At 72.1% G+C, this 26,214-nt stretch carries 19 protein-coding genes; 15 read left to right on the top strand and 4 right to left on the bottom strand.

The window, feature by feature from the left end:
• Positions 1-27 precede the first annotated feature (27 nt).
• Complete coding sequence (gene aroQ, locus AC5L3X_RS03115) at positions 28-477, bottom strand: type II 3-dehydroquinate dehydratase (protein ID WP_494854930.1); 450 nt, start codon at positions 475-477, stop codon at positions 28-30.
• A gap of 159 nt (positions 478-636) precedes the next feature.
• Positions 637-1,455 carry an NAD(P)-binding domain-containing protein gene (locus AC5L3X_RS03110; RefSeq protein WP_494854928.1) on the bottom strand — a complete coding sequence of 273 codons (819 nt, stop codon included), beginning with the start codon at positions 1,453-1,455 and terminating at the stop codon, positions 637-639.
• 301 nt (positions 1,456-1,756) lie between these two features.
• Between AC5L3X_RS03110 and AC5L3X_RS03105 the strand changes: the two genes are divergently transcribed.
• The 6 genes from AC5L3X_RS03105 to AC5L3X_RS03080 are packed head-to-tail and all read left to right on the top strand — an operon-like array spanning position 1,757 to position 9,846.
• A complete protein-coding gene (locus AC5L3X_RS03105) occupies positions 1,757-1,849 on the top strand; it encodes a potassium-transporting ATPase subunit F (protein ID WP_189122302.1) in 93 nt (30 codons plus the stop codon).
• Positions 1,846-3,507 carry a potassium-transporting ATPase subunit KdpA gene (gene kdpA, locus AC5L3X_RS03100; RefSeq protein ID WP_494854927.1) on the top strand — a complete coding sequence of 554 codons (1,662 nt, stop codon included), beginning with the start codon at positions 1,846-1,848 and terminating at the stop codon, positions 3,505-3,507. The genes AC5L3X_RS03105 and kdpA overlap by 4 nt, the downstream gene beginning before the upstream one ends.
• A gap of 1 nt (position 3,508) precedes the next feature.
• Positions 3,509-5,746 (top strand): potassium-transporting ATPase subunit KdpB, encoded by a 2,238-nt coding sequence (gene kdpB / locus AC5L3X_RS03095; protein ID WP_494854926.1) that lies wholly within the window; start codon positions 3,509-3,511, stop codon positions 5,744-5,746.
• A complete protein-coding gene (locus AC5L3X_RS03090; RefSeq protein WP_494854925.1) occupies positions 5,747-6,586 on the top strand; it encodes a potassium-transporting ATPase subunit C in 840 nt (279 codons plus the stop codon).
• Positions 6,587-6,599: 13 nt separating this feature from the next.
• A complete protein-coding gene (locus AC5L3X_RS03085; protein WP_494854924.1) occupies positions 6,600-9,140 on the top strand; it encodes a DUF4118 domain-containing protein in 2,541 nt (846 codons plus the stop codon).
• A 37-nt stretch (positions 9,141-9,177) separates the two neighbouring features.
• The gene (locus AC5L3X_RS03080) at positions 9,178-9,846 is read left to right on the top strand and encodes a response regulator (RefSeq protein ID WP_494854923.1); all 669 of its coding nucleotides are present in this window, start codon (positions 9,178-9,180) and stop codon (positions 9,844-9,846) included.
• Here AC5L3X_RS03080 and AC5L3X_RS03075 read toward each other — a convergent pair.
• A complete protein-coding gene (locus AC5L3X_RS03075; protein ID WP_494854922.1) occupies positions 9,828-11,021 on the bottom strand; it encodes a site-2 protease family protein in 1,194 nt (397 codons plus the stop codon). The genes AC5L3X_RS03080 and AC5L3X_RS03075 overlap by 19 nt on opposite strands.
• 89 nt (positions 11,022-11,110) lie before the next feature.
• Between AC5L3X_RS03075 and AC5L3X_RS03070 the strand changes: the two genes are divergently transcribed.
• The 5 genes from AC5L3X_RS03070 to nrfD all read left to right on the top strand — a co-directional run bounded on the left by AC5L3X_RS03070 (position 11,111) and on the right by nrfD (position 19,445).
• Entirely contained in the window at positions 11,111-13,363 is a 2,253-nt protein-coding gene (locus AC5L3X_RS03070) for a polysaccharide lyase 8 family protein (protein ID WP_494854920.1), read from the top strand.
• Between the two features lie 51 nt (positions 13,364-13,414).
• On the top strand, positions 13,415-14,371 hold the full coding sequence (locus tag AC5L3X_RS03065; protein ID WP_494854919.1) for a hypothetical protein: 957 nt from the start codon (positions 13,415-13,417) through the stop codon (positions 14,369-14,371).
• 79 nt (positions 14,372-14,450) lie between these two features.
• Positions 14,451-17,615: a formate dehydrogenase gene (gene fdh, locus AC5L3X_RS03060; RefSeq protein ID WP_494854918.1), complete on the top strand. Its 3,165-nt coding sequence runs from the start codon at positions 14,451-14,453 to the stop codon at positions 17,613-17,615.
• Positions 17,608-18,489, top strand: coding sequence for a 4Fe-4S dicluster domain-containing protein (locus AC5L3X_RS03055; protein ID WP_494854916.1), 882 nt, complete (start codon positions 17,608-17,610; stop codon positions 18,487-18,489). Before fdh ends, AC5L3X_RS03055 begins: the two co-directional genes overlap by 8 nt.
• On the top strand, positions 18,486-19,445 hold the full coding sequence (gene nrfD / locus AC5L3X_RS03050; RefSeq protein WP_494854914.1) for an NrfD/PsrC family molybdoenzyme membrane anchor subunit: 960 nt from the start codon (positions 18,486-18,488) through the stop codon (positions 19,443-19,445). Before AC5L3X_RS03055 ends, nrfD begins: the two co-directional genes overlap by 4 nt.
• A 66-nt stretch (positions 19,446-19,511) precedes the next feature.
• Here nrfD and selD read toward each other — a convergent pair whose 3' ends face one another.
• Positions 19,512-20,486 carry a selenide, water dikinase SelD gene (selD, locus tag AC5L3X_RS03045; RefSeq protein ID WP_494854913.1) on the bottom strand — a complete coding sequence of 325 codons (975 nt, stop codon included), beginning with the start codon at positions 20,484-20,486 and terminating at the stop codon, positions 19,512-19,514.
• 302 nt (positions 20,487-20,788) lie between these two features.
• Between selD and selA the strand changes: the two genes are divergently transcribed.
• The 4 genes from selA (at position 20,789) to fdhA (ending at position 26,180) form a co-directional block, all read left to right on the top strand.
• A complete protein-coding gene (gene selA, locus AC5L3X_RS03040; RefSeq protein ID WP_494854912.1) occupies positions 20,789-22,078 on the top strand; it encodes an L-seryl-tRNA(Sec) selenium transferase in 1,290 nt (429 codons plus the stop codon).
• Positions 22,078-23,940: a selenocysteine-specific translation elongation factor gene (gene selB / locus AC5L3X_RS03035; protein WP_494854911.1), complete on the top strand. Its 1,863-nt coding sequence runs from the start codon at positions 22,078-22,080 to the stop codon at positions 23,938-23,940. Before selA ends, selB begins: the two co-directional genes overlap by 1 nt.
• 66 nt (positions 23,941-24,006) lie before the next feature.
• The gene (locus AC5L3X_RS03030; RefSeq protein ID WP_494854909.1) at positions 24,007-24,900 is read left to right on the top strand and encodes an MIP/aquaporin family protein; all 894 of its coding nucleotides are present in this window, start codon (positions 24,007-24,009) and stop codon (positions 24,898-24,900) included.
• Between the two features lie 56 nt (positions 24,901-24,956).
• Positions 24,957-26,180 carry a formaldehyde dehydrogenase, glutathione-independent gene (gene fdhA / locus AC5L3X_RS03025; RefSeq protein WP_494854907.1) on the top strand — a complete coding sequence of 408 codons (1,224 nt, stop codon included), beginning with the start codon at positions 24,957-24,959 and terminating at the stop codon, positions 26,178-26,180.
• Positions 26,181-26,214: the final 34 nt, after the last annotated feature.

Here is a 26,214-nt window from a genome sequence, read left to right as displayed (position 1 = left end):
CGGTCAGGCCGGCCGGTCTGCTCACGGTCAGCGGGTGGCCTGGAACAGGCCGTTGATGGCCAGGACGTAGCCGTACACGCCGAAGCCGACGACGATGCCGCGGGCGACCGGCGACAGGTAGGAGTGGTGCCGGAACGGCTCGCGCCGGTGCACGTTGGAGATGTGCACCTCGATCACGGGCAGCTCGACGCTCTCGACGGCGTCGTGCAGGGCGACCGAGGTGTGGGTGTAGGCCCCGGCGTTGAACACCGCGCCGATGGACCGGCCGGCCTTCACCTCGGCGCCCGCCTCCTGGATCCAGTCGATCAGCTGGCCCTCGTGGTTGGACTGACGGAAGTCGACGTCGAGCCCGAGCTTCCCGGCCTCCTGCCGGCACAGCTCCTCGACCTCGGCCAGCGTGGTCGAGCCGTAGACCTCGGGCCTGCGGGTGCCGAGCAGGTTGAGGTTGGGGCCGTTGAGTATCAGGACCGATGCCATGGGTGCCTCGATTCGGGTGGACTTCTCGGAGCTGCGCCCAATCCTCTCCGATCCGTTCCTCGTCTCCTGCCCAGCCGGGTCCGATCCGCTCCTTTTCCCTGCCCGGCCGTACGGCGAAGCTTCCCTGCCCGGCCGTACGGCGAAGCCGACCCGGGGCGGTCAGTGGGCGAAGGAGAACCCGGCGGCCCGGAGCTTGGCGGAGCTCAGCGGAACGGTCGGCGTCCTGATCTCGCCGCGGAAGGTCAGCGCCGGCCACCCCTCGGCGGCGCAGATCTCGCCGAACAGCTCTTGGTTCGTCCGAGGCGTGACCGCGTCGGGGACGGCGTTGTAGATGCCGGTCAGGCCCTCGCTCACCACGAAGTCGAGCGCCGCCGCCGCGTCGCGGTAGTCGATCCGGTAGAGCAGCGCGTCGGCGGAGAAGGGGACGCTGCCGCCGAGCATCTCGTGGGCGAGCTTGACCCGGGTGGGGTAGTCGAGGTCGCGGGGGTGGCCGTAGACGTCGGGGATGCGGACGACCGCGCCGCCGGCCGTGGCGAGCACGGCCTGCTCGGCGGCGACGAAGTTGCGCGGCGAGGCGTCGGGATCGGTGGTCGTCGGCGTCTCCTCGTCCACCACGGCTCCCGTGCCGGCGCCGTACACGGAGACCGAGCTGGTGAAGATCACCCGAGGGTGCGCCTCGGCGGCGGTCCGCGCGCTCGCGGTCAGCGTGTCCGCGTATTCGGCGACGCGCTGGCCGGCGTCGAAGGAGCGGGCGAGGCGCGGGCTGACGGTCAGTACGACGGCGTCGGCCCCGTGGGTCACCCGCTCCACGGCCGGCCGGTCGCTGCCCCGCAGGACCGCCACGTCGGAGCAGACCTCCCGCAGCTCCTCGATCCGTCCGGGTGTGGTGGTGGTGCCGGTCACCTGATGGCCCGCCCCGGTCCAGCGGCGGGCGAGCTCCATGCCCACGTTGCCGCAGCCGATGATCACATAACGCACGTCACGACCTCCTAGGGAAACGCTGTTTCACTTTGCCCCAAGAGGTGCCCTCGCCGCCACCATGGAGGGGTCGCTCCGTAGAGATCGCGTCAACTTCCTGTCGCTGCGCGTATGGAACCCGTCAAGAAGTGAAAAACCGCCCGATTCCGGGGCTTTGCTAGCCATGTCGCCACCTGTCCTGGTGGTCGACAGGCAACTCTGTCCCGAACCGAGGAGTGGGGATGACCGACGTCATCTTCGTCGCCCTGACGATCGCGGTCTTCGCGATCCTCGGGCTGGTCGTGAAGGCGGTGGAGCGCCTGTGAGCGCGATCAACGCCGCCGGTCTGGCCGTGGCCGTCGTCCTGGTGGTCTTCATGGTGGCCGCCCTGCTCTTCCCGGAGCGGTTCCAGTGAGCACGACCGTCGCCGGGATCATCTTCATCGTTTCGCTGATCGTCGTACTGGCCCTGGTGCACCGGCCGCTGGGCGACTACATGTACCGGGTCTACACCGGCACCCGGCACAACCGGGTCGAACGCGGCGTCTACCGCCTGCTCGGCGTCCGGCCCGAGGTCGAACAGACGTGGGGCGTCTACGCGCGCAGTCTCCTGGCGTTCTCGGTGGTCTCCGTCCTCGTCCTGTACGCCCTGCAGCGCCTGCAGGACAAGCTCTTCCTCAGCCTGGGTCTCGGCCCGGTGACCGACCACGTCGCGTGGAACACCGCGATCAGCTTCGTCACCAACACCAACTGGCAGGCGTACGCCGGCGAGTCCACGATGGGCCAGTTGACGCAGATGGCCGGGCTGGCGGTGCAGAACTTCGTGTCGGCCTCGGTCGGCATGGCCGTGGCGATCGCGCTCGTCCGCGGGTTCGCCCGGAACAGGACCGACCTGCTCGGCAACTTCTGGGTGGACCTGGTCCGCGGCTGCGTACGCGTCCTGCTGCCGATCGCCTTCGCGGGAGCGCTGGTGCTGGTGGCCGGCGGCGTGATCCAGAACCTCGCCGAGCCCCAGACCGTCACCACGCTGACCGGCGGCACCCAGGCGATCACCGGAGGGCCGGTGGCCAGCCAGGAGGCCATCAAGGAACTGGGCACCAACGGCGGCGGCTTCTACAACGTCAACTCGGCCCACCCGTTCGAGAACGCCACGAGCTGGACCAACTGGTTCGAGATCTTCCTCATCCTGCTGATCCCGTTCGCGCTGCCGCGCACCTTCGGCCGGATGGTCGGCCAGGTCCGGCAGGGGCACGCGATCCTCGCCGTGATGGCGACCATCGCGCTGGCCAGCGTGGTGCTGACGAACGTCTTCGAGCTGGCGGGCAACGCGACCGTGCCGCAGGCCGTGGGGGCGGCGATGGAGGGCAAGGAGGTCAGGTTCGGCGTCTCCAACTCCGCCACCTTCGCGGCGGCGACCACGCTCACGAGCACCGGCGCGGTCGACTCCTCGCACGACTCCTTCACGCCGCTCGGCGGCATGATGACCCTGACCAACATGATGCTCGGCGAGGTCGCGCCGGGCGGCGTGGGCGCCGGCCTGTACGGCATGCTGATCCTCGCCGTCATCACCGTCTTCGTGGCCGGCCTGATGGTCGGCCGTACCCCCGAATACCTGGGCAAGAAGATCGGCGCCCGGGAGATCAAGCTGGCCTCGCTGTACTTCCTGGTCACCCCGGCGCTGGTGCTGACCGGCACGGCGCTGGCCATGGGGTCGGCCGAGCTGCGCGCGAGCATGCTCAACTCGGGGCCGCACGGGTTCTCCGAGGTGCTCTACGCCTTCACCAGCGCCTCCAACAACAACGGCTCCGCCTTCGGCGGCCTCACGGTCAACACTCCCTGGTACGACGTGGCCCTCGGACTGTGCATGGCCTTCGGCCGGTTCCTGCCGATCATCCTGGTGCTCGCCCTGGCCGGTTCGCTGGCCCGGCAGGCGCCCGTCCCGGCGTCCGCCGGAACGCTGCCCACCCACCGGCCGCAGTTCGTCGGCATGGTCGTCGGCGTCACGGTCGTCCTCGTGGCCCTGACGTTCCTGCCCGCTCTGGCCCTCGGTCCCCTCGCAGAAGGGCTCGTCTGACATGTCATCCCCAGTGCTCCCGGCGCCGGGACCGGCCCGGGGGCCGAAGAGGAACGGCCGGATCGGCGGTGGCCTGCTCGACCCCAAGCAGGTGATGAGGTCGCTGCCGGACGCCGTGAAGAAGCTGAACCCGGCCACGCTGTGGCGTAAGCCGGTCATGTTGATCGTGGAGATCGGCGCGGTGTTCAGCACCGCGCTCGCGATCCTCGATCCGTCGGTGTTCGCCTGGGCCATCGTGGTCTGGCTGTGGCTGACCGTGCTCTTCGCCAACCTGGCCGAGGCCGTGGCCGAGGGGCGGGGCAAGGCGCAGGCCGCCACGCTGCGGGCGGCCAAGCGCGACACCATGGCACGCCGGCTCCGCCCCGGCGCCACCGCGGGCGACGGCTCCGCGAGGGACGGCTCCACGGGCGACGGCTCCACGGGCGACGGCTCCGCGAAGGACCGCTCCGTGGGTGAGGGTTCCGCGGGGGAAAGTTTCACGTGGGACGTCGTCGGCGCGGGTGAGCTGAGGCCGGGCGACCGCGTGATCGTCGAGGCCGGGGAGATCATCCCGGGCGATGGCGACGTCATCGACGGGATCGCGTCGGTGGACGAGTCGGCGATCACCGGCGAATCCGCCCCGGTGATCCGCGAGTCGGGCGGCGACCGGTCGGCCGTGACCGGCGGCACCAAGGTGCTGTCCGACCGGATCATCGTCGCGATCACCCAGAAGCCCGGCGAGAGCTTCATCGACCGCATGATCGCCCTGGTGGAGGGCGCGAACCGGCAGAAGACGCCGAACGAGATCGCGCTGGACATCCTGCTGGCCGCCCTGACGATCATTTTCCTGGTCGCCACCGTCACCATGCAGCCGCTGGCGATCTATGCCAAGTCCGTCAATCCCGGCATCGCGGACTCCGTGGCGCTCGGCGCCGACGGAGTCACCGGCATCGTGCTGGTCTCGCTGCTGGTCTGCCTGATCCCGACCACGATCGGGGCGCTGCTGTCGGCCATCGGCATCGCCGGGATGGACCGCCTGGTCCAGCGCAACGTGCTGGCGATGAGCGGGCGCGCGGTCGAGGCGGCGGGCGACGTGTCCACGCTGCTGCTGGACAAGACCGGCACCATCACCCTGGGCAACCGGCAGGCGTCGGAGTTCCAGGCCGCCTCCGGTGTCGCCCCGGCCGACCTGGCCGAGGCCGCGCAGCTGGCCAGCCTCGCGGACGCGACGCCCGAGGGCCGCTCGATCGTGGTCTACGCCAAGCAGGCGTACGGTCTGCGTGAGCGGCAGGCCGGCGAGCTGGCTCAGGCCGCGTGGGTGCCGTTCACCGCGCAGACCCGCATGTCGGGGGTGGACGTGGACGGACGTCAGGTGCGCAAGGGCGCCGCGACCGCCGTGATGAAGTGGATACGCGACAACGGCGGCCACCCCACCGACGAGGTCGGCCACCTCGTGGACGGCATCTCGGCGTCCGGTGGCACCCCGCTCGTGGTCGGCGAGGTCGCCGACGGCAAGGCGCGGGTGCTGGGCGTGATCCATCTCAAGGACGTGGTCAAGCAGGGCATGCGCGAACGGTTCGACGAGATGCGCCGCATGGGCATCCGGACCGTGATGATCACCGGTGACAACCCGCTGACCGCCAGGGCCATCGCCGGCGAGGCCGGGGTGGACGACTTCCTGGCCGAGGCCACGCCGGAGGACAAGCTGGCGCTGATCAGGAAGGAGCAGGAGGGCGGCCGGCTGGTCGCGATGACCGGCGACGGCACCAACGACGCGCCGGCGCTCGCGCAGGCCGACGTCGGGGTGGCGATGAACACCGGCACCTCGGCCGCCAAGGAGGCCGGCAACATGGTCGACCTCGACTCCAACCCGACCAAGCTGATCGAGATCGTCGAGATCGGCAAGCAACTGCTCATCACCCGCGGCGCGCTGACCACCTTCTCCATCGCCAACGACGTCGCCAAATACTTCGCGATCATCCCGGCGATCTTCGCGGCGGTCTATCCCGGCCTGGACGCGCTCAACGTCATGCGCCTGGCCAGCCCCCAGTCGGCGATCCTGTCGGCGGTCGTCTTCAACGCCCTCGTGATCATCGCGCTCATCCCGCTGGCGCTGCGCGGCGTGCGCTACCGCCCGTCCAGCGCCTCCAAACTGCTCAGCCGCAACCTGTACGTCTACGGCCTGGGCGGCATCGTCGCGCCGTTCATCGGCATCAAGATCATCGATCTGTTCGTTCGATTCCTTCCGGGGATGTCATAAATGGAACGTCTACCCAGCTGGCTGCGTCTGCATCTCGCCGCGATCCGGGCGGTCGCCGTCCTCACCGTGCTGCTCGGCCTGATCTACCCGCTGGTCACCACCGGCGTCGCCCAGGCGCTGTTCAACGACAACGCCAACGGCTCGATCGTCCAGGCCCGAGGCAAGGACGTGGGCAGCGCGCTCATCGGCCAGTCCTTCACCGACGCCGACGGCAACCCGGTCCGGAAGTACTTCCAGTCGCGTCCGTCGGCCGCCGGAGACGGCTACGACCCCCTCGCGACCAGCGCGAGCAACCTGGGACCCGAGGACGTTCTGGACGTCCTGCCGGTGCCAGGCGTCGAAGAGGGCAGGCAGTCGCTGCTCACCCAGGTCTGCGCCCGCTCCAAGGCGATCGGCGAGCTGGAGGGCGTCAGCGGCGCCCGGCCGTACTGCACGCCCAGCGGGGTGGGCGCGGTGCTGAAGGTCTTCCCCGACCGGGCGGTCAGCGTCAACCAGGCCTGTCCGGAGGCTCCCTTCGTCACCACCTACGATGGCCTCAAGGTGGAATGCGGCAAGCCGGGTGAGGACTATGCGGCAGGCAGGACCGTCTCCGTCAGGGGCGACACGAGGACACCCGTGGTGCCTCCCGACGCGGTGACGGCGAGCGGATCCGGGCTCGACCCGCACATCTCGGCCGCCTACGCCGAGCTGCAGGCGGCCAGGGTGGCCGCGGCGCGCGGCCGGTCCCTCGACGAGGTCAGGCGGCTCATCGAGGCCAACACCACCGGCCCGGCGCTCGGCTTCATGGGCCGGCCCGCCGTGAACGTGCTCCGGCTCAACCTGGCGCTCGACCGGTCATGACCAGGAGCCGCACGTGACCAGGGGGCGTCTGCGGGTCTACCTCGGGGCCGCTCCCGGGGTGGGCAAGACCTACGCCATGCTCAGCGAGGCCCGCCGGGCGCGCGAGCGCGGCAGGGACGTGGTCGTGGGGCTCGTCGAGACCCACGGCCGGCCCCGCACCGCCGAGCTGCTGGAGGGCCTGGAGATCGTCCCCCGCAGGAGCATGAGCCACCGGGGCGCCGTCTTCACCGAGCTCGACGTCGAGGCGGTCATCCGGCGGGCGCCCATGATCGCGCTGATCGACGAGCTGGCCCACACCAACGTGCCCGGCTCGCGCAACGTCAAGCGCTGGCAGGACATCGACGAGGTGCTGGACGCCGGGATCGACGTGATCTCCACGGTCAACATCCAGCACCTGGAGTCGGTCAACGACGTGGTGCAGGAGATCACCGGCGTCCCGCAGCGCGAGACGGTCCCCGACGAGGTGGTGCGGCGGGCCGACCAGGTGGAGCTGGTCGACATGTCGCCCGAGGCGCTGCGCCGCCGGATGTCCCACGGCAACGTCTACGCTCCCGAGAAGCTGGACGCCGCGCTCGCCAACTACTTCCGTGTCGGCAACCTCACCGCGCTGCGCGAGCTGGCCCTGCTCTGGGTGGCCGGCAAGGTCGACGACCAGCTCGACCGCTACCGCGCCGAGCACGGCATCGCCGGCACCTGGGAGACCCGCGAGCGCGTCGTGGTCGCCCTGACCGGCGGCCCCGAGGGCGACACGCTGGTACGGCGGGCCGCCCGCATCGCCGCCAGGAACAAGGGCGCCGACCTGATCGCCGTGCACGTCACCAGCGCCGACGGGCTGGCCGGAGGCGACCCGGCCCACCTGGCCCGCCAGCGCACCCTGGTCGAGAGCATGGGCGGCACCTACCACCAGGTCGTCGGCCACGACATCCCGCGCGCCCTGCTCGACTTCGCCCGAGGGGTGAACGCGACCCAGCTCGTGCTCGGCGCGTCGAGACGGGGCCGGCTGGCGCAGATCTTCTCGCGCGGGGTGGGCGTCACGACCACGGCGCTGTCCGGCTCGATCGACGTCCACATGATCACGCATGCCGAGGTGAGCAGGGCCGGCACCCGCCGGCCGCGTTCCCGGGCGGCGCTCACCCGCAGGCGGCGGCTGGCCGGGTGGATCATGGCGGTCGCCGGGATGCCCGCGCTGACCGCGGTGATGCTGCCGTTCGCCGGGATGCTGGCGCTGCCCAGCGAGATCCTGCTGTTCCTGCTCATGGTCGTCGGGGTGGCACTGGTGGGCGGCATGTGGCCGGCGCTGACCGCGGCCGTCGGCGGCTCGCTGCTGCTCAACTGGTTCTTCACGCCGCCGTCCGGCCAGTTCACCGTCTACGATCCGCAGAACTTCCTGGCACTGACCGTGTTCGTGCTGGTCGCCGCCGCGGTGAGCGTGATCGTGGACCTCGCGGCCCGGCGCACCCGCGAGGCCGCCCGCGCCGGCGCGGAGGCGGAGCTGCTGTCCACCCTGGCCGGGCATGTCCTGCGCGGCCAGGCCGCGGTGCCGTCGCTGCTCGCCCGGATGCGGGAGACGTTCGGGCTGGGCTCGGTGACGCTGCTGGAGCGGCTCGGCCGGCCGAGCCCGGAGGACCGCTCCGAGCCCGGGGCGTGGCGGATCGTGGCCACGTCGGGCGGCGCTCCGGCCACCTGCCCGGACACCGCCGACACCGACGTGGTGATCGACGACGACCTGGTCCTCGCGGCGCGCGGCCGGCTGACCGAGGCCGCCGACCGGCGGGCGCTGGAGGCGTTCGCCGCCGAGACCGCCGTGGCGCTGCGCCAGGAACGCCTCCAGGAGGAGCTCAACCGGGCCAAGCCGCTGGCCGTGGTGGACCGGATGCGCACAGCTCTGCTCGCGGCCGTCAGCCACGACCTGCGCACCCCGCTGGCCGCCGCCAAGGCGGCGGTCGAGAGCCTGGGCAACACCGACGTCGACTGGTCGGAGCGGGATCGCGTGGAGCTGCTGGCCACCGCCGAGGAGTCGCTGGAAAGGCTGGAGCGGCTCGTCGTCAACCTGCTCGACATGAGCCGCCTGCAGGCCGGGGTGCTGGGAGCCGACCTCCAGCCCGTGCTCGTCGAGGAGGTCCTGCCCCGGGCGATCGACGACCTCGGTCCGGTCCGCGACGAGGTCGAGGGCGACATTCCAGCCGGACTGCCCGAGGTCCTCGCCGATCCGGCGCTGCTGGAACGGGTGCTGGTCAACCTGATGGCCAACGCGGCCCGCTTCAGCCCGCCCGGCGAACACGTGCTGATCACCGCCAGCCAGTACGCCGGCCAGGTCGAGATCCGCGTCATCGACCGCGGCCCCGGCATCCCGCCCGAGGCGCACGACCGCGTCTTCCTGCCCTTCCAGCGCCTCGGCGACCGCGACAACCATTCGGGGGTCGGCCTCGGTCTCGCGCTGTCCCGAGGGCTGGCCGAGGCCATGGGCGGCACCCTCGTGCCGGACGAGACGCCGGGCGGTGGCCTCACCATGATCCTGACGCTGCCCGTCGCGACGGAAGCGGGACTCCCATGACCCGCGTGCCGGTCGTCACAGCGGAAGGGAACCTACCGTGACCCGTGTGCTGGTCGTCGACGACGAACCCCAGATCCTGCGGGCCCTCCGGATCAACCTGGCGGCCCGGCACTACGAGGTCGCGGTCGCCGCGGACGGCGGCACCGCCCTGCGCGAGGCCGCCGACTGGCATCCCGACCTGATCATCCTCGATCTCGGGCTGCCCGACCTCGACGGCGTGGACGTCATCCACGGCCTGCGCGGCTGGACCAGCGTCCCGATCATCGTGCTGTCCGGCCGGGCCGGCGGCCACGACAAGATCGAGGCACTCGACGCGGGGGCCGACGACTACGTCACCAAGCCGTTCGGGGTCGACGAGCTGCTCGCCCGGATCCGCGCCGTGACCCGCCGGACCAGCGCCCAGGAGCCGGAGCCCGCCCAGGTCCGGCTCGGCGAGCACGTGGTGGACCTGGCCGGCAAGACGATCTCCGGCGACGTACGGCTGACGCCCACGGAGTGGCACATCCTGGAGCTGCTGCTGCGCCACCCCGGCAAGCTGATCAGCCAGCGGCAGATCCTCACCGAGGTGTGGGGCGCGCAGTACGTCAAGGAGACCCACTACCTGCGCCAGTACCTGGCCCAGCTACGCCGCAAGCTGGAGCGCGACCCGGCGCGCCCGGTTCATCTGATCACCGAGCCGGGCATGGGCTACCGCTTCCAGCCCTGAGGGTGGTCGGTGTACGGAGGGGCCAGGTCAGCGCCGCCCGGCCGGCGGGGCCGCAGGTCGGCGGTCTGGATCACCCGGCTGATGTCGCTGGGCGTGATCAGCCCGACCAGGTGACCGGCGTCGTCGAGGACGACCGCCCGCCCGTCGGCGCTCCCGTCCATCCGCGTCAGCAGGTCGGTCAGCAGGTCGTCCGGCCGCGCCGTGGGCACGTCGCCCGGCGGGCAGGCGATGTCCCGCAGCAGGGTCGAGGCGCGCCGGTCGGCGGGCACCCGGCGGAGCCGGTTGAGCGTCACCAGGCCGGCGAAGACGCCGTGCTCGTCCACCAGCGGATAGGTGGACAGGTGCGAGACCATCACCACGTGGTCGATCAGGGTGGCCACGGTCTCGTCGGGGTGGGCCGTGACAGGGTGCGCCGACATCACCCGGCTCACCGGGAGGCCGTGCAGGGCGGGGGCGAGCACGGCCTGCTGCTCCTCGGCGCTGGCCGCGTTCACCAGGAACAGGCCGATCAGGGCCAGCCACAGCCCCTGGAAGCCGAGCCCGGTGACGAGCTGGGCGAAGCCCAGGGCGATGAGCACGTAACCGAAGATCCGGCCCGCGCGGGCGGCGGTGATCGAGGCCCTGGACTGGTCGCCGTGCCACTTCCACAGCACCGCGCGCAGCACCCGCCCGCCGTCCAGCGGCGCGGCCGGGATCAGGTTGAACACGGCCAGCAGCACGTTGATCGCGGCCAGGTAGGCGAACACGCCGACGATCAGGGACGTCGCGCCGGCCACGCCGGCCAGCCAGGCCGCCAGCCCGAACACCGCCCCGGCGACCACGCTGGTGAGCGGTCCGACGGCGGCGATCCAGAGGTCGGCGCCCGGCGTGCGGGCCTGGCCGCGCAGCCGGGCCACGCCGCCGAGCAGCCAGAGCGTGATGCCCGCCACCTCGATGCCGTGCCGCTTGGCGACCAGGGCGTGGGCCAGCTCGTGGGCGAGCAGCGAGGCCAGGAACAGCACCGCGGTCACGAGCGCGGCGATCACGTAGACCGCCACCGAGTGCCCTGGAAAGGCGACCGGGAACCGGCCGAAGGCCAGTCCGACCACCAGGATCACCACGATGACAAGCACACTGACGTTGAGACCGACCGGCACTCCACCGATCCGGCCCAGACTGATGGAGGAGCGCATCATCTCTCCCGTGCTAGTTCACGCGTCCCCTTCCCTCCACCGGCACATGCACACAGATCACGCCACAAAGCTCACTTGGCCATAATCGTTGCGTGACGGGGTACTCCAGGCGGTTATTTCTCCAGCTCGGCGGTGTCGCCGCGGCCGGAGCGGCGGTCTCGGCGCAGGACACGCGCTCCCGGGAGTTTGACCGGCTGCGTCAACGGTGGCGGGACGTGACGGCGGGGGCGGGGTTCGACGCGGCGGCGGAGCCGTACCGGACGCGGCTGGCCCGGCTGGGCTCGACGGCGGCGGCCTACCGCGACCTGATGGCGCCGGGCGGCGGGTCGCTCTGGCCCGACCTGCCCTTCCCCTCTTTCCACGACACCCCCGCCCGACTGCGGACCATGGCGCGCGCTTTCGCCCTGCCGGGGACCGGCCTGACCGGCGACGCGGAGCTGGGCCAGGCCGTGGCGGCCGGGATCGACCACTACCGGCGGCGGGTCTACGCGGCGGGCGCGAAGGCGGCCGGCAACTGGTGGAACTGGGAGATCGGTGTCCCCAAGCGGCTGCTCGACGCGGCCGTGCTCATCGGGCCGCACCTGGCGGAACGGCAGGGCGCGGCGCTGGCGGAGGCGGTGGACCACTTCGTCCCCGAACGCCGACTGAACGACTACCGCGGCAACAGCACCGGGGCCAACCGGGTGGACCTGTGCACGGTGCTGCTGCTGCGCGCCGTCCTCACCGCCGACCCCGGCAGAGCCGCGCGGGCCGCCGCGGGGCTCTCCCCGACCTTCCCGTACGTCTCGGAGGGCGACGGCCTCTACCGGGACGGCTCGTTCGTCCAGCACACGTTCGTCCCCTACCAGGGCACCTACGGGGCGGTGCTGCTGTCCGGGCTGGCGACGCTGTTCGCGGTGCTGCGCGGCTCGCCGTGGGAGATCACCGACCCGAACCGGCAGGTCGTGTACGACTCCGTCGAGAGGTCGTTCGCGCCCGTCGTCCACGACGGCGTGTGCATGGACCTCGTCAGCGGCCGGGCGATCGGCAGGCACCCGTACGGCGACCACCGGCGGGGACGCGCGATCGCCGCCGCGATCCTGCTCCTCGCCGAGACCGCGTCCGCCGCCGAGCGGTCCCGCTGGCGGGCCATGGTCAAGGGGTGGGCGGCGCGGAACACGCACCAGCCGATGCTCGGCGCGGCGGAGGCCACCGACCTGGGGTTCCACGCCCGGCTGGCTGCGGTCATGGACGACGGCCGGATCCCTCCGGCCGCCGAGCCCGTGGGGCACCGGCTGCTCGCGATGAGCGCCCGCGCGGTGCACCGCAGGCCGGGCTGGTGCGCGGGGCTCAGCATGGCCTCCGACCGGATCGGCCACTACGAGCACGGCAACGGCGAGAACCTGCGTGGCTGGCACACCGGCTCCGGGATGCTCTACTGGTGGACCGAGGGCCACGGCGACCAGTATTCCGACGGCTTCTGGGCCACGGTCGACCCCTACCGCCTGCCGGGCACGACGGTCTCCACCAGACGCCTGCCCGACGGCGCCGGCGCGAGCTGGGGCGACACCTGCCCGCCGGGCCGCTGGGTGGGCGGCGCCAGCGACGGCACGTACGCGACGGTCGGCCAGCACCTGAACGGCCTGGAGAGCACCGTGGAGGCGTTCAAGTCGTGGTTCTTCCTCGACGACGCCGTGGTCTGCCTGGGCGCGGGCATCAGCGGTGAGGACGGCGTGCCGGTCGAGACCATCGTGGACAACCGCCGGACCGACGCGTTCCTCACCGTGGACGCGGCCGGGCACTGGGCGCACCTGGAGGGACACGGCGGCTACGTCCTGCCCGACGGCGACCGTCCGCGCGCCTCGCGCGAGCAGCGCGGCTCCGGGCCGGCCCGCCGCACCTACGTGACCCTCTGGTTCGACCACGGCGTCGACCCCATCTCGGCGGGCTACGTCTACCTGCTGCTGCCGGGGGCGGACCAGGCCGAGACCAGGGCTCGGGCCGCCGACCCCGGGTGGGCGCGGGTGCTCGTCAACACCTCCCGGCGGCAGGGGGTGCACGTCCCGTCGCTCGGGATCACCGCGGTCAACTTCTGGGACGAGGGCGCGGCCGGCGGGCTGAGCGCCGGCGCGCCGTGCGCGGTGCTCGTCCGCGAACGCGGCGACGGCACGGCCACGCTGACCGTGTCGGACCCACGGCGGGACCTGAGCGAGCTGACCGTGACCTGGGACCGGCCGGTGGCGGAGGTGCTCCGGGGGCACCGGCTCCTGGCTCGCGCGACGACCGGAGCGAAGCTCACGCTCTGCTTCGGCCGGCTGTCCGGCCAGGGCGGCTCTATGACGGTGACCGTACGGCTCCGGTCTTGATGATTGAAATTTTCATGACCCCCTGTCAAATGACCCTCTATGCTCTCGATCATGTCATTTCAGGCCCCTCCGCTGAGCTCTCCAAACGCGGACAACTACGAACCGGCGCCGCCTGTGCCGGCCCAACCTCAGAAGGACGACGAGCCTCCCGAAGAGGAGAAAGCGGGCGTTCTTGACATTCTAGAGAAGGCCGGATCGGTACTCGTCCCGCTCGGCGTCACCCTCTACGCGCTGCTCTACATCGGCTACCAAGGGATCTACTCGTTCTTCGGCGTCACTCCTGAGCAGGCGGGCATTGACCAGGCCGTGCTACTGGGGCGGCTGCTGGGCACGATCGTGCCCCTGCTGGTCGCCGGCGGGCTCGTCGTCGGGTTCATCGTCAGCCTGGGCTGGCTGCTGAACGCGATCACCCGCGGCTGGCTGGGCCGAGTGGTCCAGCGAAGCAGACAGCGCCCGTGGATCATCGCGGTCATCGCCGCCGCGTGGGCCGGCCTGTCCTACCTGGGGTACATGTACTACCTGGCCGCGCTGGCCAGCAATCTCGACTCGAAGGAACTGGAACTCGAAGCCCTGGACCTGGTCATGGTCATCGGCGTCGGTGTGCTGGCCTATGTCGTGCCCTTCCGGCTGCTGCGCCGCAAACCGCTCGGCCGCGCGGGCCTGAAGGTGCTGGTCGGAGCGCTCACCGGTGTCGGCGTCGGGTTCGCTCTCATCATCCAGATGTTCATGGGCACGCTCCAGGTGCTGGAGAAGGGCGAGACGACCGCGCTGCTGGACGCCGTGGGATTCCAGACCCAGTGGGCCAAGCTCCAGGACAGCAGCGGCAAGCCGCTCTACGACAGCCGGTGGATGATGATCCTGGGTGAGCGTGAGGGCGGATACGCGATCTACGACTGCGACAAGGCGATAACGTTCCGCAAGTTCTCCGAGAGCACGATCCTGAACGAGCTGCAGACGTATTCGCCTGACCGCGAAGCCGACTTCACCTGCGGAAGTCTCGCGGAATAGGGCCACTGCCCGCAGGAACCGCGCCGGGTGATTACTCCCGCCAGACGGGGGCAGCAATCCTGTCGTGGCAGGTAGGGGCATGTTCTCCCGGTGGTCGCTGATCAGGCAGCTACTGGGCGAGGACGGCAGGAGAGACGCGGCGCGGTCGGCGCGCACCGACGCGTTGCGCCCGCGCACCGAGCGGGCCGACACGGTCGCCCGCTCCGTCTGCCCCTACTGCGCGGTCGGCTGCGGACAGCTCGTCTACGTCAAGGACGGCCGGGTCAGCCAGATCGAGGGCGACCCCGACTCACCCATCTCGCGCGGCCGGCTGTGCCCCAAGGGCTCGGCCAGCAAGCAACTCGTCACCCATCCGGGTCGCCAGACCCACGTGCTGTACCGGCGGCCCCACGGCACCGAGTGGGAGCCGCTCGACCTCGACACCGCGATGGAGATGATCACGGATCGGGTGTTGCGGACCCGGCGCGAGACGTGGCAGCAGACCGACGAGGGCAAGGTCGTGCGTCGCACCATGGGCATCGCCGGCATGGGCGGGGCGACGCTCGACAACGAAGAGAACTACCTGATGAAGAAGCTCTACACCGCCCTCGGCGCGATCCAGGTGGAGAACCAGGCGCGCATTTGACACTCCTCCACCGTCCCCGGTCTGGGGACCAGCTTCGGGCGGGGTGGTGCCACCGGCTTCCAGCAGGACCTGGCGGAGGCCGACTGCATCGTCATCCAGGGCTCCAACATGGCCGAATGCCACCCGGTCGGCTTCCAGTGGGTGATGGAGGCCAAGGCGCGCGGGGCGAAGGTGTTTCACGTGGATCCACGCTTCACCCGCACCAGCGCGATGGCCGACGCCTACCTGCCGATCCGCGCGGGGAGCGACATCGTGCTGCTCGGCGCGCTGATCAATCACGTGCTGGGCAACGGGCTGGACTTCCGTGAGTACGTGCTGGCCTACACCAACGCCGCCACCATCGTGTCCGAGAACTTCCAGGACACCGAGGAGCTCGACGGGCTGTTCTCCGGCTTCGATCCGGAGACGCGTACGTACGACCCCGCGAGCTGGTCGTACGACGAGGATGGCGGGCCGGAGCCGGACGAGCGGCGGGAGGGCGGGCGGCGTCACGCGGAGGCCGCCGGAGCCGACCGCTACGGCTCGGGCGGAGCCGCCGCGCCCTCCAGGCCGCGGACCGACCCGACGCTGAGCGATCCGCGCTGCGTCTACCAGATCCTCAAGCGGCACTTCGCCCGCTACACCCCCGAGCTGGTGGAACGGATGTGCGGCATCCAGGAGGCCGACTTCGCCGAGCTGGCCGAGGCCATCACCGCCAACTCCGGCCGGGAGCGGACCACCGCCTGGGTGTATTCGGTGGGCTGGACCCAGCACACGGTCGGCGCGCAGTACATCCGCACCGCCTCGATCCTGCAACTGCTGCTCGGCAACATGGGCCGGCCCGGCGGCGGCATCATGGCGCTGCGCGGCCACGCCAGCATCCAGGGCTCGACCGACATCCCGACCCTGTTCAACATCCTGCCCGGCTACCTGTCCATGCCGCACGCCCACCGGCACGAGGGCCTGGACGACTACCTGGAGCACGAGGGCGGCGAGACCGGCTTCTGGGGCAACCGGCGCGCCTACCTGGTGAGCCTGCTCAAGGCGTGGTGGGGCGAAGCGGCCACCGAGGCGAACGACTTCTGCTTCGACTACCTGCCGCGCATGACCGGCGACCACGGCCACTACACGACCGTGATGAACCAGATCGACGGCACGGTGAAGGGCTACTTCGTGGTGGGGGAGAACCCTGCGGTCGGCTCCTCCGGCGGCCGGGCGCAGCGGTTCGGCCTGGCCAACCTCGACTGGCTGGTGGTGCGCGACCTGACGCTGGTGGAGACGGCGACGTTCTGGCGGGACGGCCCGGAGCTGGAGACCGGCGAGCTGCGCACCGAGGACATCGCCACCGAGGTGTTCTTCCTGCCGGCGGCGAGCCACGTCGAGAAGGAGGGCACGTTCACCAACACGCAGCGGCTGCTGCAGTGGCGCGAGAAGGCTCTCGACCCGCCCGGCGACTGCCGGAGCGACCTGTGGTTCTACTACCACCTCGGCAAGCGGATCAGGCAGCGGCTGACCGAGGACGAGATCGACCGGCCGCTGCGCGAGCTGACCTGGGACTACCCGGAGGAGGGCGAGCGCGCCGAGCCCTTGGCGACGGCCGTGCTGCGCGAGATCGGCGGCGTCGGCCCCGACGGGCGGGCGCTGTCGGCCTACACCCAGCTCAGGCCCGACGGCTCCACCCGGTGCGGCTGCTGGATCTACTGCGGGGTCTACGCCGACGAGGTCAACCAGGCCGCCCGCCGACGGCCGGGCCGTGAGCAGACCCCCGTGGCGCCCGAATGGGGCTGGGCCTGGCCGGCCAACCGGCGGATCCTCTACAACCGGGCCTCCGCCGACCCCGAGGGCCGCCCGTGGAGCGAGCGCAAGGCGTTCGTCTGGTGGGACGAGGACCGGCGTGAGTGGACCGGGCTCGACGTGCCCGACTTCGAGACGGGCAAGCCGCCCGACTACCTGCCGCCCGAGGGCGCCAAGGCACAGGACGCGCTGGCCGGGACCGACCCGTTCATCATGCAGTCGGACGGCAAGGGCTGGCTGTACGCGCCGCTGGGCCTGGCCGACGGGCCGATGCCGGCGCACTACGAGCCGCACGAGTCGCCGGTGCGCAACCCGCTCTACCGCCAGCAGGCCAACCCGGCGCGCCGGATCTACCGCCGTCCGGACAGCCCCTACAACCCGCCGGAGTCACCCCGGTTCCCGTACGTGCTGACCACGTACCGGCTCACCGAGCACCACACGGCGGGCGCCATGAGCCGGCCGCTGGCCTACCTCGCCGAGCTGCAGCCGGAGCTGTTCTGCGAGGTGTCACCCCAGCTCGCGGCCGAGGTCGGGCTGGTCAACGGCGGCTGGGCGACGATCGTGACCAGCCGCTCGTTGATCGAGGCCAGGGTGCTGGTCACGGGCAGGGTCCGGCCGCTGCGCGTCCAGGACAGGGTGATCCACCAGGTGGGCCTGCCGTACCACTGGGGGTGGGGCAGTGGCGGTCTGGTGACCGGCGACGTCGCCAACGACCTGCTGCCGATCGTGCTCGACCCCAACGTCTACATCCAGGAGAGCAAGGCGATGACCTGTCATGTCCGGCCGGGGCGGCGGCCGAGGGGGCAGGCGCTGCTCGACCTGATGGAGGAGTACCGGTATGGCTGAGCGGATGGGCTTCTTCACCGACACCAGCGTGTGCATCGGGTGCAAGGCGTGCGAGGTGGCCTGCAAGGAGTGGAACGAGCTGCCCGACGACGGGTTCGTCTTCGAGGCGACCTCCTACGACAACACCGGGGCGCTCGGCGCGAGCACCTGGCGGCATGTGGCCTTCATCGAGCAGACGCGCGCGGTGCGGGTGGACGGCCGCGAGGAGGACGTGGACCGCTGGCTGATGTCGTCGGACGTGTGCAAGCACTGCACGCACGCCGCCTGCGTGGACGTCTGCCCGACCGGCGCGCTGTTCCACACCGAGTTCGACACGGTGTTGGTGCAGCCGGACGTCTGCAATGGCTGCGGCTACTGCGTGCCGGCCTGCCCGTACGGCGTGATCCAGCGCAGGCAGGACGACGGGCGGGCCTGGAAGTGCACGATGTGCTACGACCGGCAGCTCGGCGGGCTGGAGCCGGCCTGCGCGAAGGCGTGCCCGACCGACTCGATCCAGTTCGGCCCGCTCGACGAGCTCCGCCAGCGGGCCGCCGACCGGCTGGCCGGTCTGCACGCCGACGGTCACACCGAGGCCCGGCTGTACGGCGAGAGCCCCGACGACGGGGTGGGCGGCACGGGCGCGTTCTTCCTGCTGCTGGACGAACCGGAGGTGTACGGCCTGCCGCCGGATCCCGTGGTCACCACCCGCGACCTGCCGTCCATGTGGCGCTGGGCCGGGGCGGCGGCGGTCTCCATGGCCGGCGTCGTGGCGGTCGCCTTCCTGGAGGGCAGGGTTTCGGGGAACAGGGTTCCGACGGGCAGGAGTCTGGTGGGCAGGGTTCTGGGACGTGGGGTTCTGGGCGGCAGGGTTCTGGGAGGTAGGAGGCGTTGGTGAGGCGGGAGCGGGCGATGGTGCCGGAGGCGGAGTTCCGGTCCTACTACGGGCGGCCGGTGATCAAGGCCCCGATCTGGCACGAACCCCACATGCCGACATATCTATACCTGGGTGGAATGTCGGGGGCGTCGTCCCTGCTGGCCGTCATGGCCAGGTACACCGGCCGCCCGAGGCTGGGCCGCACCGCCCGGATCGCGGCGGCGGCCGGCTCGGCCACCGGAGCCGTTCTGCTCGCCGCCGAGCTGGGCAGGCCCGAACGGTTCCTCAACATGCTGCGCGTGTTCAAGGTCACCTCGCCGATGAGCGTGGGCTCCTGGATCCTGGCCGCGCAGGGTGGGCTCTCGGCGGTCGCCGCCACCTCCGAGCTGACCGGGATCCTCCCGGTGGTCGGCGACGCGGCCGTGCTGGCCACCGGCCTGACCGGCCCGCTCACCGCCACCTACACGGCGGTGCTGGTCGCCGACACCGCCGTGCCCGCCTGGCACGAGGCCTACCGGGAGCTGCCGTTCCTGTTCGCCGGGAGCGCGCTGGCCAGCGCGGGAGCCGTCGGGCTGCTGGCCGTGCCCCGCGCCGAGGCGGCGCCGGCCCGCCTGGTGGCCGTCGCCGGGGCCGCCCTGGAGACCGCCGCCGGCGTGGTGATGGAACGCCGGCTGGGGCTGCTCGGCGAGCCGTACCGGCTGGGGCGGGCGGGCCGGCTGATGCGCGCGGCACGGGTGCTCACGGTCGGCGGCGGGGCCCTCGCCGCGATCAGTGGGCGCGGCCGGACGCTCGCCGTGCTGTCCGGCCTGGCCCTCACCGCCGGCGCCCTGTGCACCCGGTTCGGGATCCTGGAGGCGGGCCGCGCCTCCGCCGCCGACCCGAAGTACACCGTCATCCCCCAGCGGCAACGCCTCGACGCCCGCGCCGAACCGAGCGCGGCTCCACCCGACGAGCGTGAGCCCGCGAACCTGGCGTGACCCCCGGCAACCCGTCGAGGACGATGCGGCGGCCACGTTCATCCGTGGGAAACGCTTCACGGGGGGTCAGCGCAGTCGCAGGGCCGCTCCGTCGAAGGGGATGAGCTCTCCGATGACGGGGGCGCCGGGGATCTCGGCGGCCACCAGCAGGCCGCCGGAGGTCTGGGCGTCGGCCAGGAGCAGGACGTCCTCCTCGGCGGCGTCGCCGGCGTCGAGGTGCGGCCGCACCCAGGCCAGGTTGCGCCGGGTGCCGCCGCTGACGAAACCGTCGCGCACCGCCTCGCGGGCCCCCTCCAGGTAGGGGACGGCGGCCACGTCGACCACCGCCGTCACACCGCTCGCCCGGGCCAGCTTGTAGAGATGACCGAGCAGGCCGAACCCGGTCACGTCCGTGGCGCACCGCGCGCCGGCCGCCAGCGCGGCCCGGGAGGCGTCGCGGTTGAGCGTGGTCATCGAGGTCACCGCCTGCGCGAACACCTCGCCGGTCGCCTTGTGCCGGGAGTTGAGCACGCCGACGCCGAGCGGCTTGCTGAGGGAGAGCGGCAGCCCCGCCCGGCCGCCGTCGATGCGCAGCAGCCGGTCGGGGTCGGCCAGACCGGTGACGGCCATGCCGTACTTGGGCTCCGGATCGTCGATGCTGTGACCGCCCGCGACGTGGCACGAGGCGGCCCGCGCCACGTCCAGTCCGCCGCGCAGCACCTCCTTGGCCAGTTCCAGCGGCAGCCGCGTCATCGGCCAGCCGAGCAGGTTGACCGCCACCAGCGGCTGCCCGCCCACCGCGTAGACGTCCGAAAGGGCATTGGCCGCCGCGATGCGCCCCCAGTCGTACGGGTCGTCCACCACGGGCGTGAAGAAGTCGGCCGTGGCCACGATCGCCCGGCCGTCCTCCACACGTACCACGGCGGCGTCATCACCGTCGTCGAGCCCGATGAGCAGATCGCTCCCAGGGGAGGATCCACCGAGCAGGCCCGCCACGACGGCCTCCAACTCGCCGGGCGGGATCTTGCAGGCACAACCGCCCCCGTGGGCATACTGCGTCATCCGGACAGACCCGCCCCGAGGCGCGGTCTCCGTCGCCCCCGCATCCTGCCCGGCCTGAGCCGCGGTCTCCGTCGCCCCTGCTCGGGCCGAGTCCCGGCCAGCTTGCGGCGTCGTGTCTGCTCGCACCGCTGTCGGCGCGCTCGTTCCGTCGTGTCCGTCCATGCCGCCTCACCGAAGATCGATCGTGGGAACGCCGCCGGTCGGCGTGCCACCCTCAGCCGTACCCGCCTGCGAGCGAATTGTCCCGCGATCTTCGGCAGGGCGAGTTCTGTTCCGGTACGCGGCCGTTCTATGTTCGAACAGTGGACCCTCGAAGGCATGTGCCGCGCACGGATGCCGTGCTCGCCGATCCACGCCTCGCCTCGGCGGCGGAGCGGCTCGGCAGGTCGGTCGTCAAGGACGCGGTCACCCGCGCCCAGCAGCGGGCCCGTGAGGGGGAGATCCGCCCCGAGGAGGTCGCCGACGAGGCGGTGGCGGCGCTCCCGCCGCACGCCGCGAGCCTGCGGACGGTGATCAACGCGACGGGCGTGCTGATCCACACCAACCTCGGCCGGGCGTCCCTCTCGCCCGCCGCGATCGCGGCGACGGCGGCCGCCGCCGGGCCCGCGGACGTGGAGTTCGATCTGGTGACCGGCGCTCGGGCGCGGCGCGGGCGCGGGGCGCTCGACGCGCTCGCCGCGGCCGTTCCCGACGCCGAGGGCGTGCACGTGGTCAACAACAACGCGGCGGCGCTCGTCCTCGCGGCGACCGTGCTCGCGGCCGGACGGGAGATCGTGATCAGCCGGGGCGAGCTGGTCGAGATCGGCGACGGGTTCCGCATCCCCGACCTGCTCGTCTCCACCGGGGCGCGGTTGCGCGAGGTCGGCACCACCAATCGCACCTCCTACGACGACTACGCGGCGGCCGTGGGCCCGGAGACCGGCTGCGTGCTCAAGGTGCACCCGTCGAACTTCCGGATCGACGGCTTCACCGGCTCCGTGGAGGTGCCGGAGCTCACCGGGCTCGGGGTGCCCGTCGTCGTCGACATCGGCTCCGGGCTGCTCACCCGCGAGCCGCTGCTGCCCGACGAGCCCGACGCGGCGACCGTGCTCAGGCAGGGGGCGCACCTGGTGACGGCCAGCGGCGACAAGCTCCTCGGCGGACCCCAGGCGGGGCTGCTGCTGGGCCGCCGCGACCTGGTCGAGCGGTGCCGGCGTCACCCGCTCGCCCGCGCGCTGCGGGTCGACAAGCTGACCCTCGCGGCCCTGGAGGCCACGCTGCGCGGTCCCACTCCGCCGGTGCGGCAGGCACTGCACGCGGATCCGGCCGTGCTCGGCGACCGCGCCGCCGTGCTCGCCGGCAAGCTGGCCGCCGCCGGGGTCGACGCGCGGGCGGTGCCGAGCGAGGCCACGGTGGGCGGCGGCGGGGCGCCGGGCGTGACGCTGCCGAGCGCCGCCGTGAGCCTGCCCGAGCGGCTCGCGATGCCGCTCAGAACGGGCGAGCCGCCCGTCGTCGGCCGGGTCGAGGGCGGCCGGCTGCTGCTCGACCTGCGCGCGGTCCCCGCCGACCGCGACGACGACGTGATGCGCGCGATCCTCCAGGTGAGCCGCTGATGCACGTCGTCGCCACCGCCGGCCATGTCGACCACGGCAAGTCCACGCTGGTACGGGCGCTCACCGGCATGGAGCCCGACCGTCTGGAGGAGGAACGGCGGCGCGGGCTGACGATCGAGCTCGGCTACGCCTGGGCGACGCTGCCCTCGGGCCGGGTGCTCGCCTTCGTGGACGTTCCGGGCCATGAGCGCTTTCTCGGCACGATGCTGGCGGGGGTCGGCCCGGTGCCGGCCGTGATGTTCGTGGTGGCCGCCGACGAGGGCTGGATGCCGCAGTCAGAGGAGCATCTGGTGGCGCTGGAGGCCCTCGGCGTACGGCGTGGCCTGCTCGTGGTGACCCGCTGCGATCTGCGTGACCCGGCGGCGGCGATGGAGCAGGCGCGCGCTCGCCTGGCCGGCGCCGGTCTGGCCGGGGTGGAGGCGCTCGCGGTGAGCGGGCGCACCGGGCAGGGGGTCGCGGAGCTGAGCGACGCCCTGGACCGGCTGGTCGCCGCGCTGCCCCGGCCCGATCCGGCCGCTCCGGTACGCCTGTGGGTCGATCGGGCGTTCACGGTGCCGGGCAGCGGCACGGTGGTGACCGGCACCCTGCCCGAGGGCACGATCTCGGTGGGAGACCGGCTGGAGTTGGACGGTGAGACCGTCGGCGTCAGGTCGCTGGAGTCCCTGAAGGAGTCACTGACCTCGGTGGGCGGGGTGACCAGGGTGGCGGTCAACCTGCGCGGCCGGGGGCTGCCGGAGCGTGGACAGGCGCTGGTCACTCCTGGCCGATGGACCTACACCGACCTGGTCGACGTCCGGATCCACCCGGCCGGAGGCGCGGAGGGCGACCTGCCGGTCAAGCTGACCGCGCACCTCGGGTCGGCCGCGGTGGTGTGCGAGTCACGGCCGCTCGGTCCGCGCGTCGTGCGGCTGCGGCTGGCCCGGCCGCTGCCGCTGCACCTCGGCGACGTGCTGCTGCTGCGCGACCCCGGCCGCGACCGGGGCGAGGTGCGGGTGCTGGCCGGCGCGAGCGTGCTCGACGTGCGCCCCCCGGCGCTGCGCCGCCGGGGTGCGGCGCGGGCCCGCGCGGCCCTGCTGGAGTCGGCCGCCCAGGACGCCGCCTCCGCCCTGCGCTCCCACCGGCTGCTGCGCACCAGCGATCTGCTCGCGATGGGCGCCATCCCCGGCGGAGGCTCGGGCCCCGTTTCCGGCGGAGGCTCGGGTGCCGCCCAGGGCGGAGGCTCGGGTGCGGTCCAGGGCGACGGCGTGGGGGCCGTGGCGGGGAGTGCGCCGGTGTGCGGCGACTGGCATGCCGATCCGGATTACTGGGCCGAGCTGGCGGACCGGCTGGCGGAGGTGGTGGGGCGGCACGCCGCGGAGCATCCCCTGGAGCCCGGCATGCCGGTCGAGGCGGCCCGGCACGCGCTGGGCCTGCCCGACCGGCGGCTGGTCGTAGCCCTGGTCCGCGCGCCGTTCGCGGTCGTCGAGGGCCGGATCCTGAGCCGCCCGCCGGGACTGCCCACACCTGTGGCGCGGGCGGTCGAGCGGCTCGGCCTGGAGCTGGCCGCGAGTCCCTTCCAGGCGCCGGAGGCCGGGCGGCTGGCGGAGCTGGGGCTGGGCATCCGGGAGCTGGCGGCGGCCGTACGAGCCGGGCGGCTGCTGCGGGTGGGCGAGGGAGTCGTGCTGCTGCCCGGTGCCGACGCCCAGGCGGCGGAGTTGCTGCGGGACCTGCCCCAGCCGTTCACGGTCAGCCAGGCCAGGCAGGCCCTCGGCACCAGCCGCCGGGTCGCGGTCCCGCTGCTCGAACACCTCGACCGCACCGGGCTCACCGAGCGGGTGGACGACGTCCACCGCCGCTGCCGGATGCCGTCGTCCGCTCACTGAATGGCTCCAAGAGAGCTGGGTAGGGTCGAAACCAAGGCACAAAACCATCGTTATCGGGAGGTTGCGATGGTTGGAGACCTGCTGCGGCGTCTCGTCGCGGAAGCCATCGGGACGATGTTGCTCGTGCTCTTCGGCGCCGGCTCGATCGTGGCGGCGCTGGTGCTCGGCGACGGCAAGCTGGACTACGCCGGACTCGGGGTGATCTCGCTGTCGTTCGCCGTGGTCGTCGCGATCGTCATCTACGCGTTCGGCAGCACGTCGGGCGCGCACATCAATCCCGCCGTCACCATCGCTCTCGCGGTGAGCCGCCGGTTCCCGTGGGCCGAGGCGCCGTTCTACATCGTCGCCCAGCTCGTCGGGGCGTTCGTCGGAGGGCTGCTCATCGTGGCCGGGTTCGGGCAGCGGGCGGTCGACCTGGCCGGGGTCGGGCTGACCAAGCTCGGCGCGGGCGTCAGCTACGGGCAGGGCATCCTGCTGGAGGCGCTCGGGACGTTCCTGCTGCTGCTCACGATCATGGCACTGGCCGTCGACCGCCGGGCGCCGTCCGGCTGGGCCGGCCTGGTCATCGGCCTGGCCGTGGCCTGCGAGATCTTCCTGATCGGCCCGTTCACCAACGGCTCGGTCAATCCCGCCCGCACCTTCGGGCCGTACCTGACGAACAGCCTGTTCGGCGGCGACACGCCCTGGGCGCAGTTCGGCGTCTACATCGCGGGGCCGGTCATCGGCGCGGTGCTCGGCGTGCTCGTCTACGACCTGGTCGCCCGCCCGGTGCGCGAGCTGCCCGAGACGGCCGAGCAGGGCACCGCCGGGGAGATCGTCGGCGAGCGAGAGCCACTCGACGGCAGCCCGGGAGGCACCGTGTGCGAGATCCCGGAGGCCCGCCTCCCGCAAGAGGACCGCATCCGCGACCGCGAGGCCCACGGGGTCCGCCGTCGATGGCGTCCGGGCCACGGGAGGTGATGCCGTTTCGGTGAGACGACCGGTCAACCATCACGTCGTACGAGGGAAGGAACGTCATGCCTCGCAACAGAGCCGTCATCTACGAAGGCCCGGGCAAGGTCGAGGTAGAAGAGGTCAGCTATCCCGAGTTCGAGCTGAAGGACGGCCCAGGGGTCAACCCGGCCAATGTGGGGCGCAAGCTGCCGCACGCCGCGATCCTCAAGGCCGTCGCGACGAACATATGCGGCAGCGACCAGCACATGGTCCGCGGCCGCACCACGGCCCCGCATGGGCTCGCCCTGGGACACGAGATCACCGGCGAGGTCGTCGAGACCGGGCCGGACGTGGAGTTCATCAAGGTCGGCGACCTCGTGTCCGTCCCGTTCAACATCTCCTGCGGCCGCTGCCGCAACTGCAAGGAGGGCAAGACCGGCATCTGCGAGAACGTCAACCCCGACCGGCCGGGCTCGGCGTACGGCTACGTCGACATGGGCGGCTGGGTCGGCGGGCAGGCCGACTACGTCCTGGTCCCGTACGCCGACTGGAACCTGCTCAAGTTCCCGGACAAGGACCGGGCCATGGAGAAGATCCTCGACCTGGCCATGCTGTCCGACATCTTCCCGACCGGCTACCACGGCTGCGTGAGCGCGGGTGTGGGGCCGGGCTCGACCGTCTACATCGCGGGCGCGGGCCCGGTGGGACTCGCCGCCGCGGCCTCCGCGTACCTGCTCGGGGCCGCCGTGGTCATCGTCGGCGACCTGAACAAGGAGCGGCTGGACCAGGCCCACAGCTTCGGCTGCGAGACCGTCAACGTGGCCGCGGGGGAGCCGAAGGACCAGATCGAGCAGATCCTCGGCGTGCCGGAGGTCGACTGCGCCGTCGACGCGGTGGGCTTCGAGGCCCGTGGGCACGGGCGCGAGTCGGAGGAGGAGCACCCGGCCACCGTGCTCAACACGCTCATGGGCGTCACCCGGGCGGGTGGTGCGCTGGGCATTCCCGGCCTGTACGTGACCGGGGACCCGGGAGCGCGTGAGGAGGCGGCCAAGCACGGGTCGCTGTCGATCCAGCTGGGTCTCGGCTGGGCCAAGTCGCTCAGCTTCGTCACCGGCCAGTGCCCCGTCATGAGGTACAACCGGCAGCTCATGATGGCGATCCTGTACGACCGGGTGCAGATCGCGAAGGCGGTCAACGCCACGCCGATCCCGCTCGACGACGCGCCGCGCGGCTATCACGAGTTCGACGAGGGAGCCGCCCGCAAGTACGTGCTCGACCCGCACGGCATGCTCGCCTCGGCGTCCTGACGAAGCGGTCCAGACGACGCCCGCGAGCGACGCG

It is taken from the genome of Nonomuraea sp. CX421 (assembly GCF_059358955.1).
The sequence above is the reverse complement of the archived record's forward strand: the minus strand, read 5'-3'. Positions and strand labels throughout refer to the sequence as shown.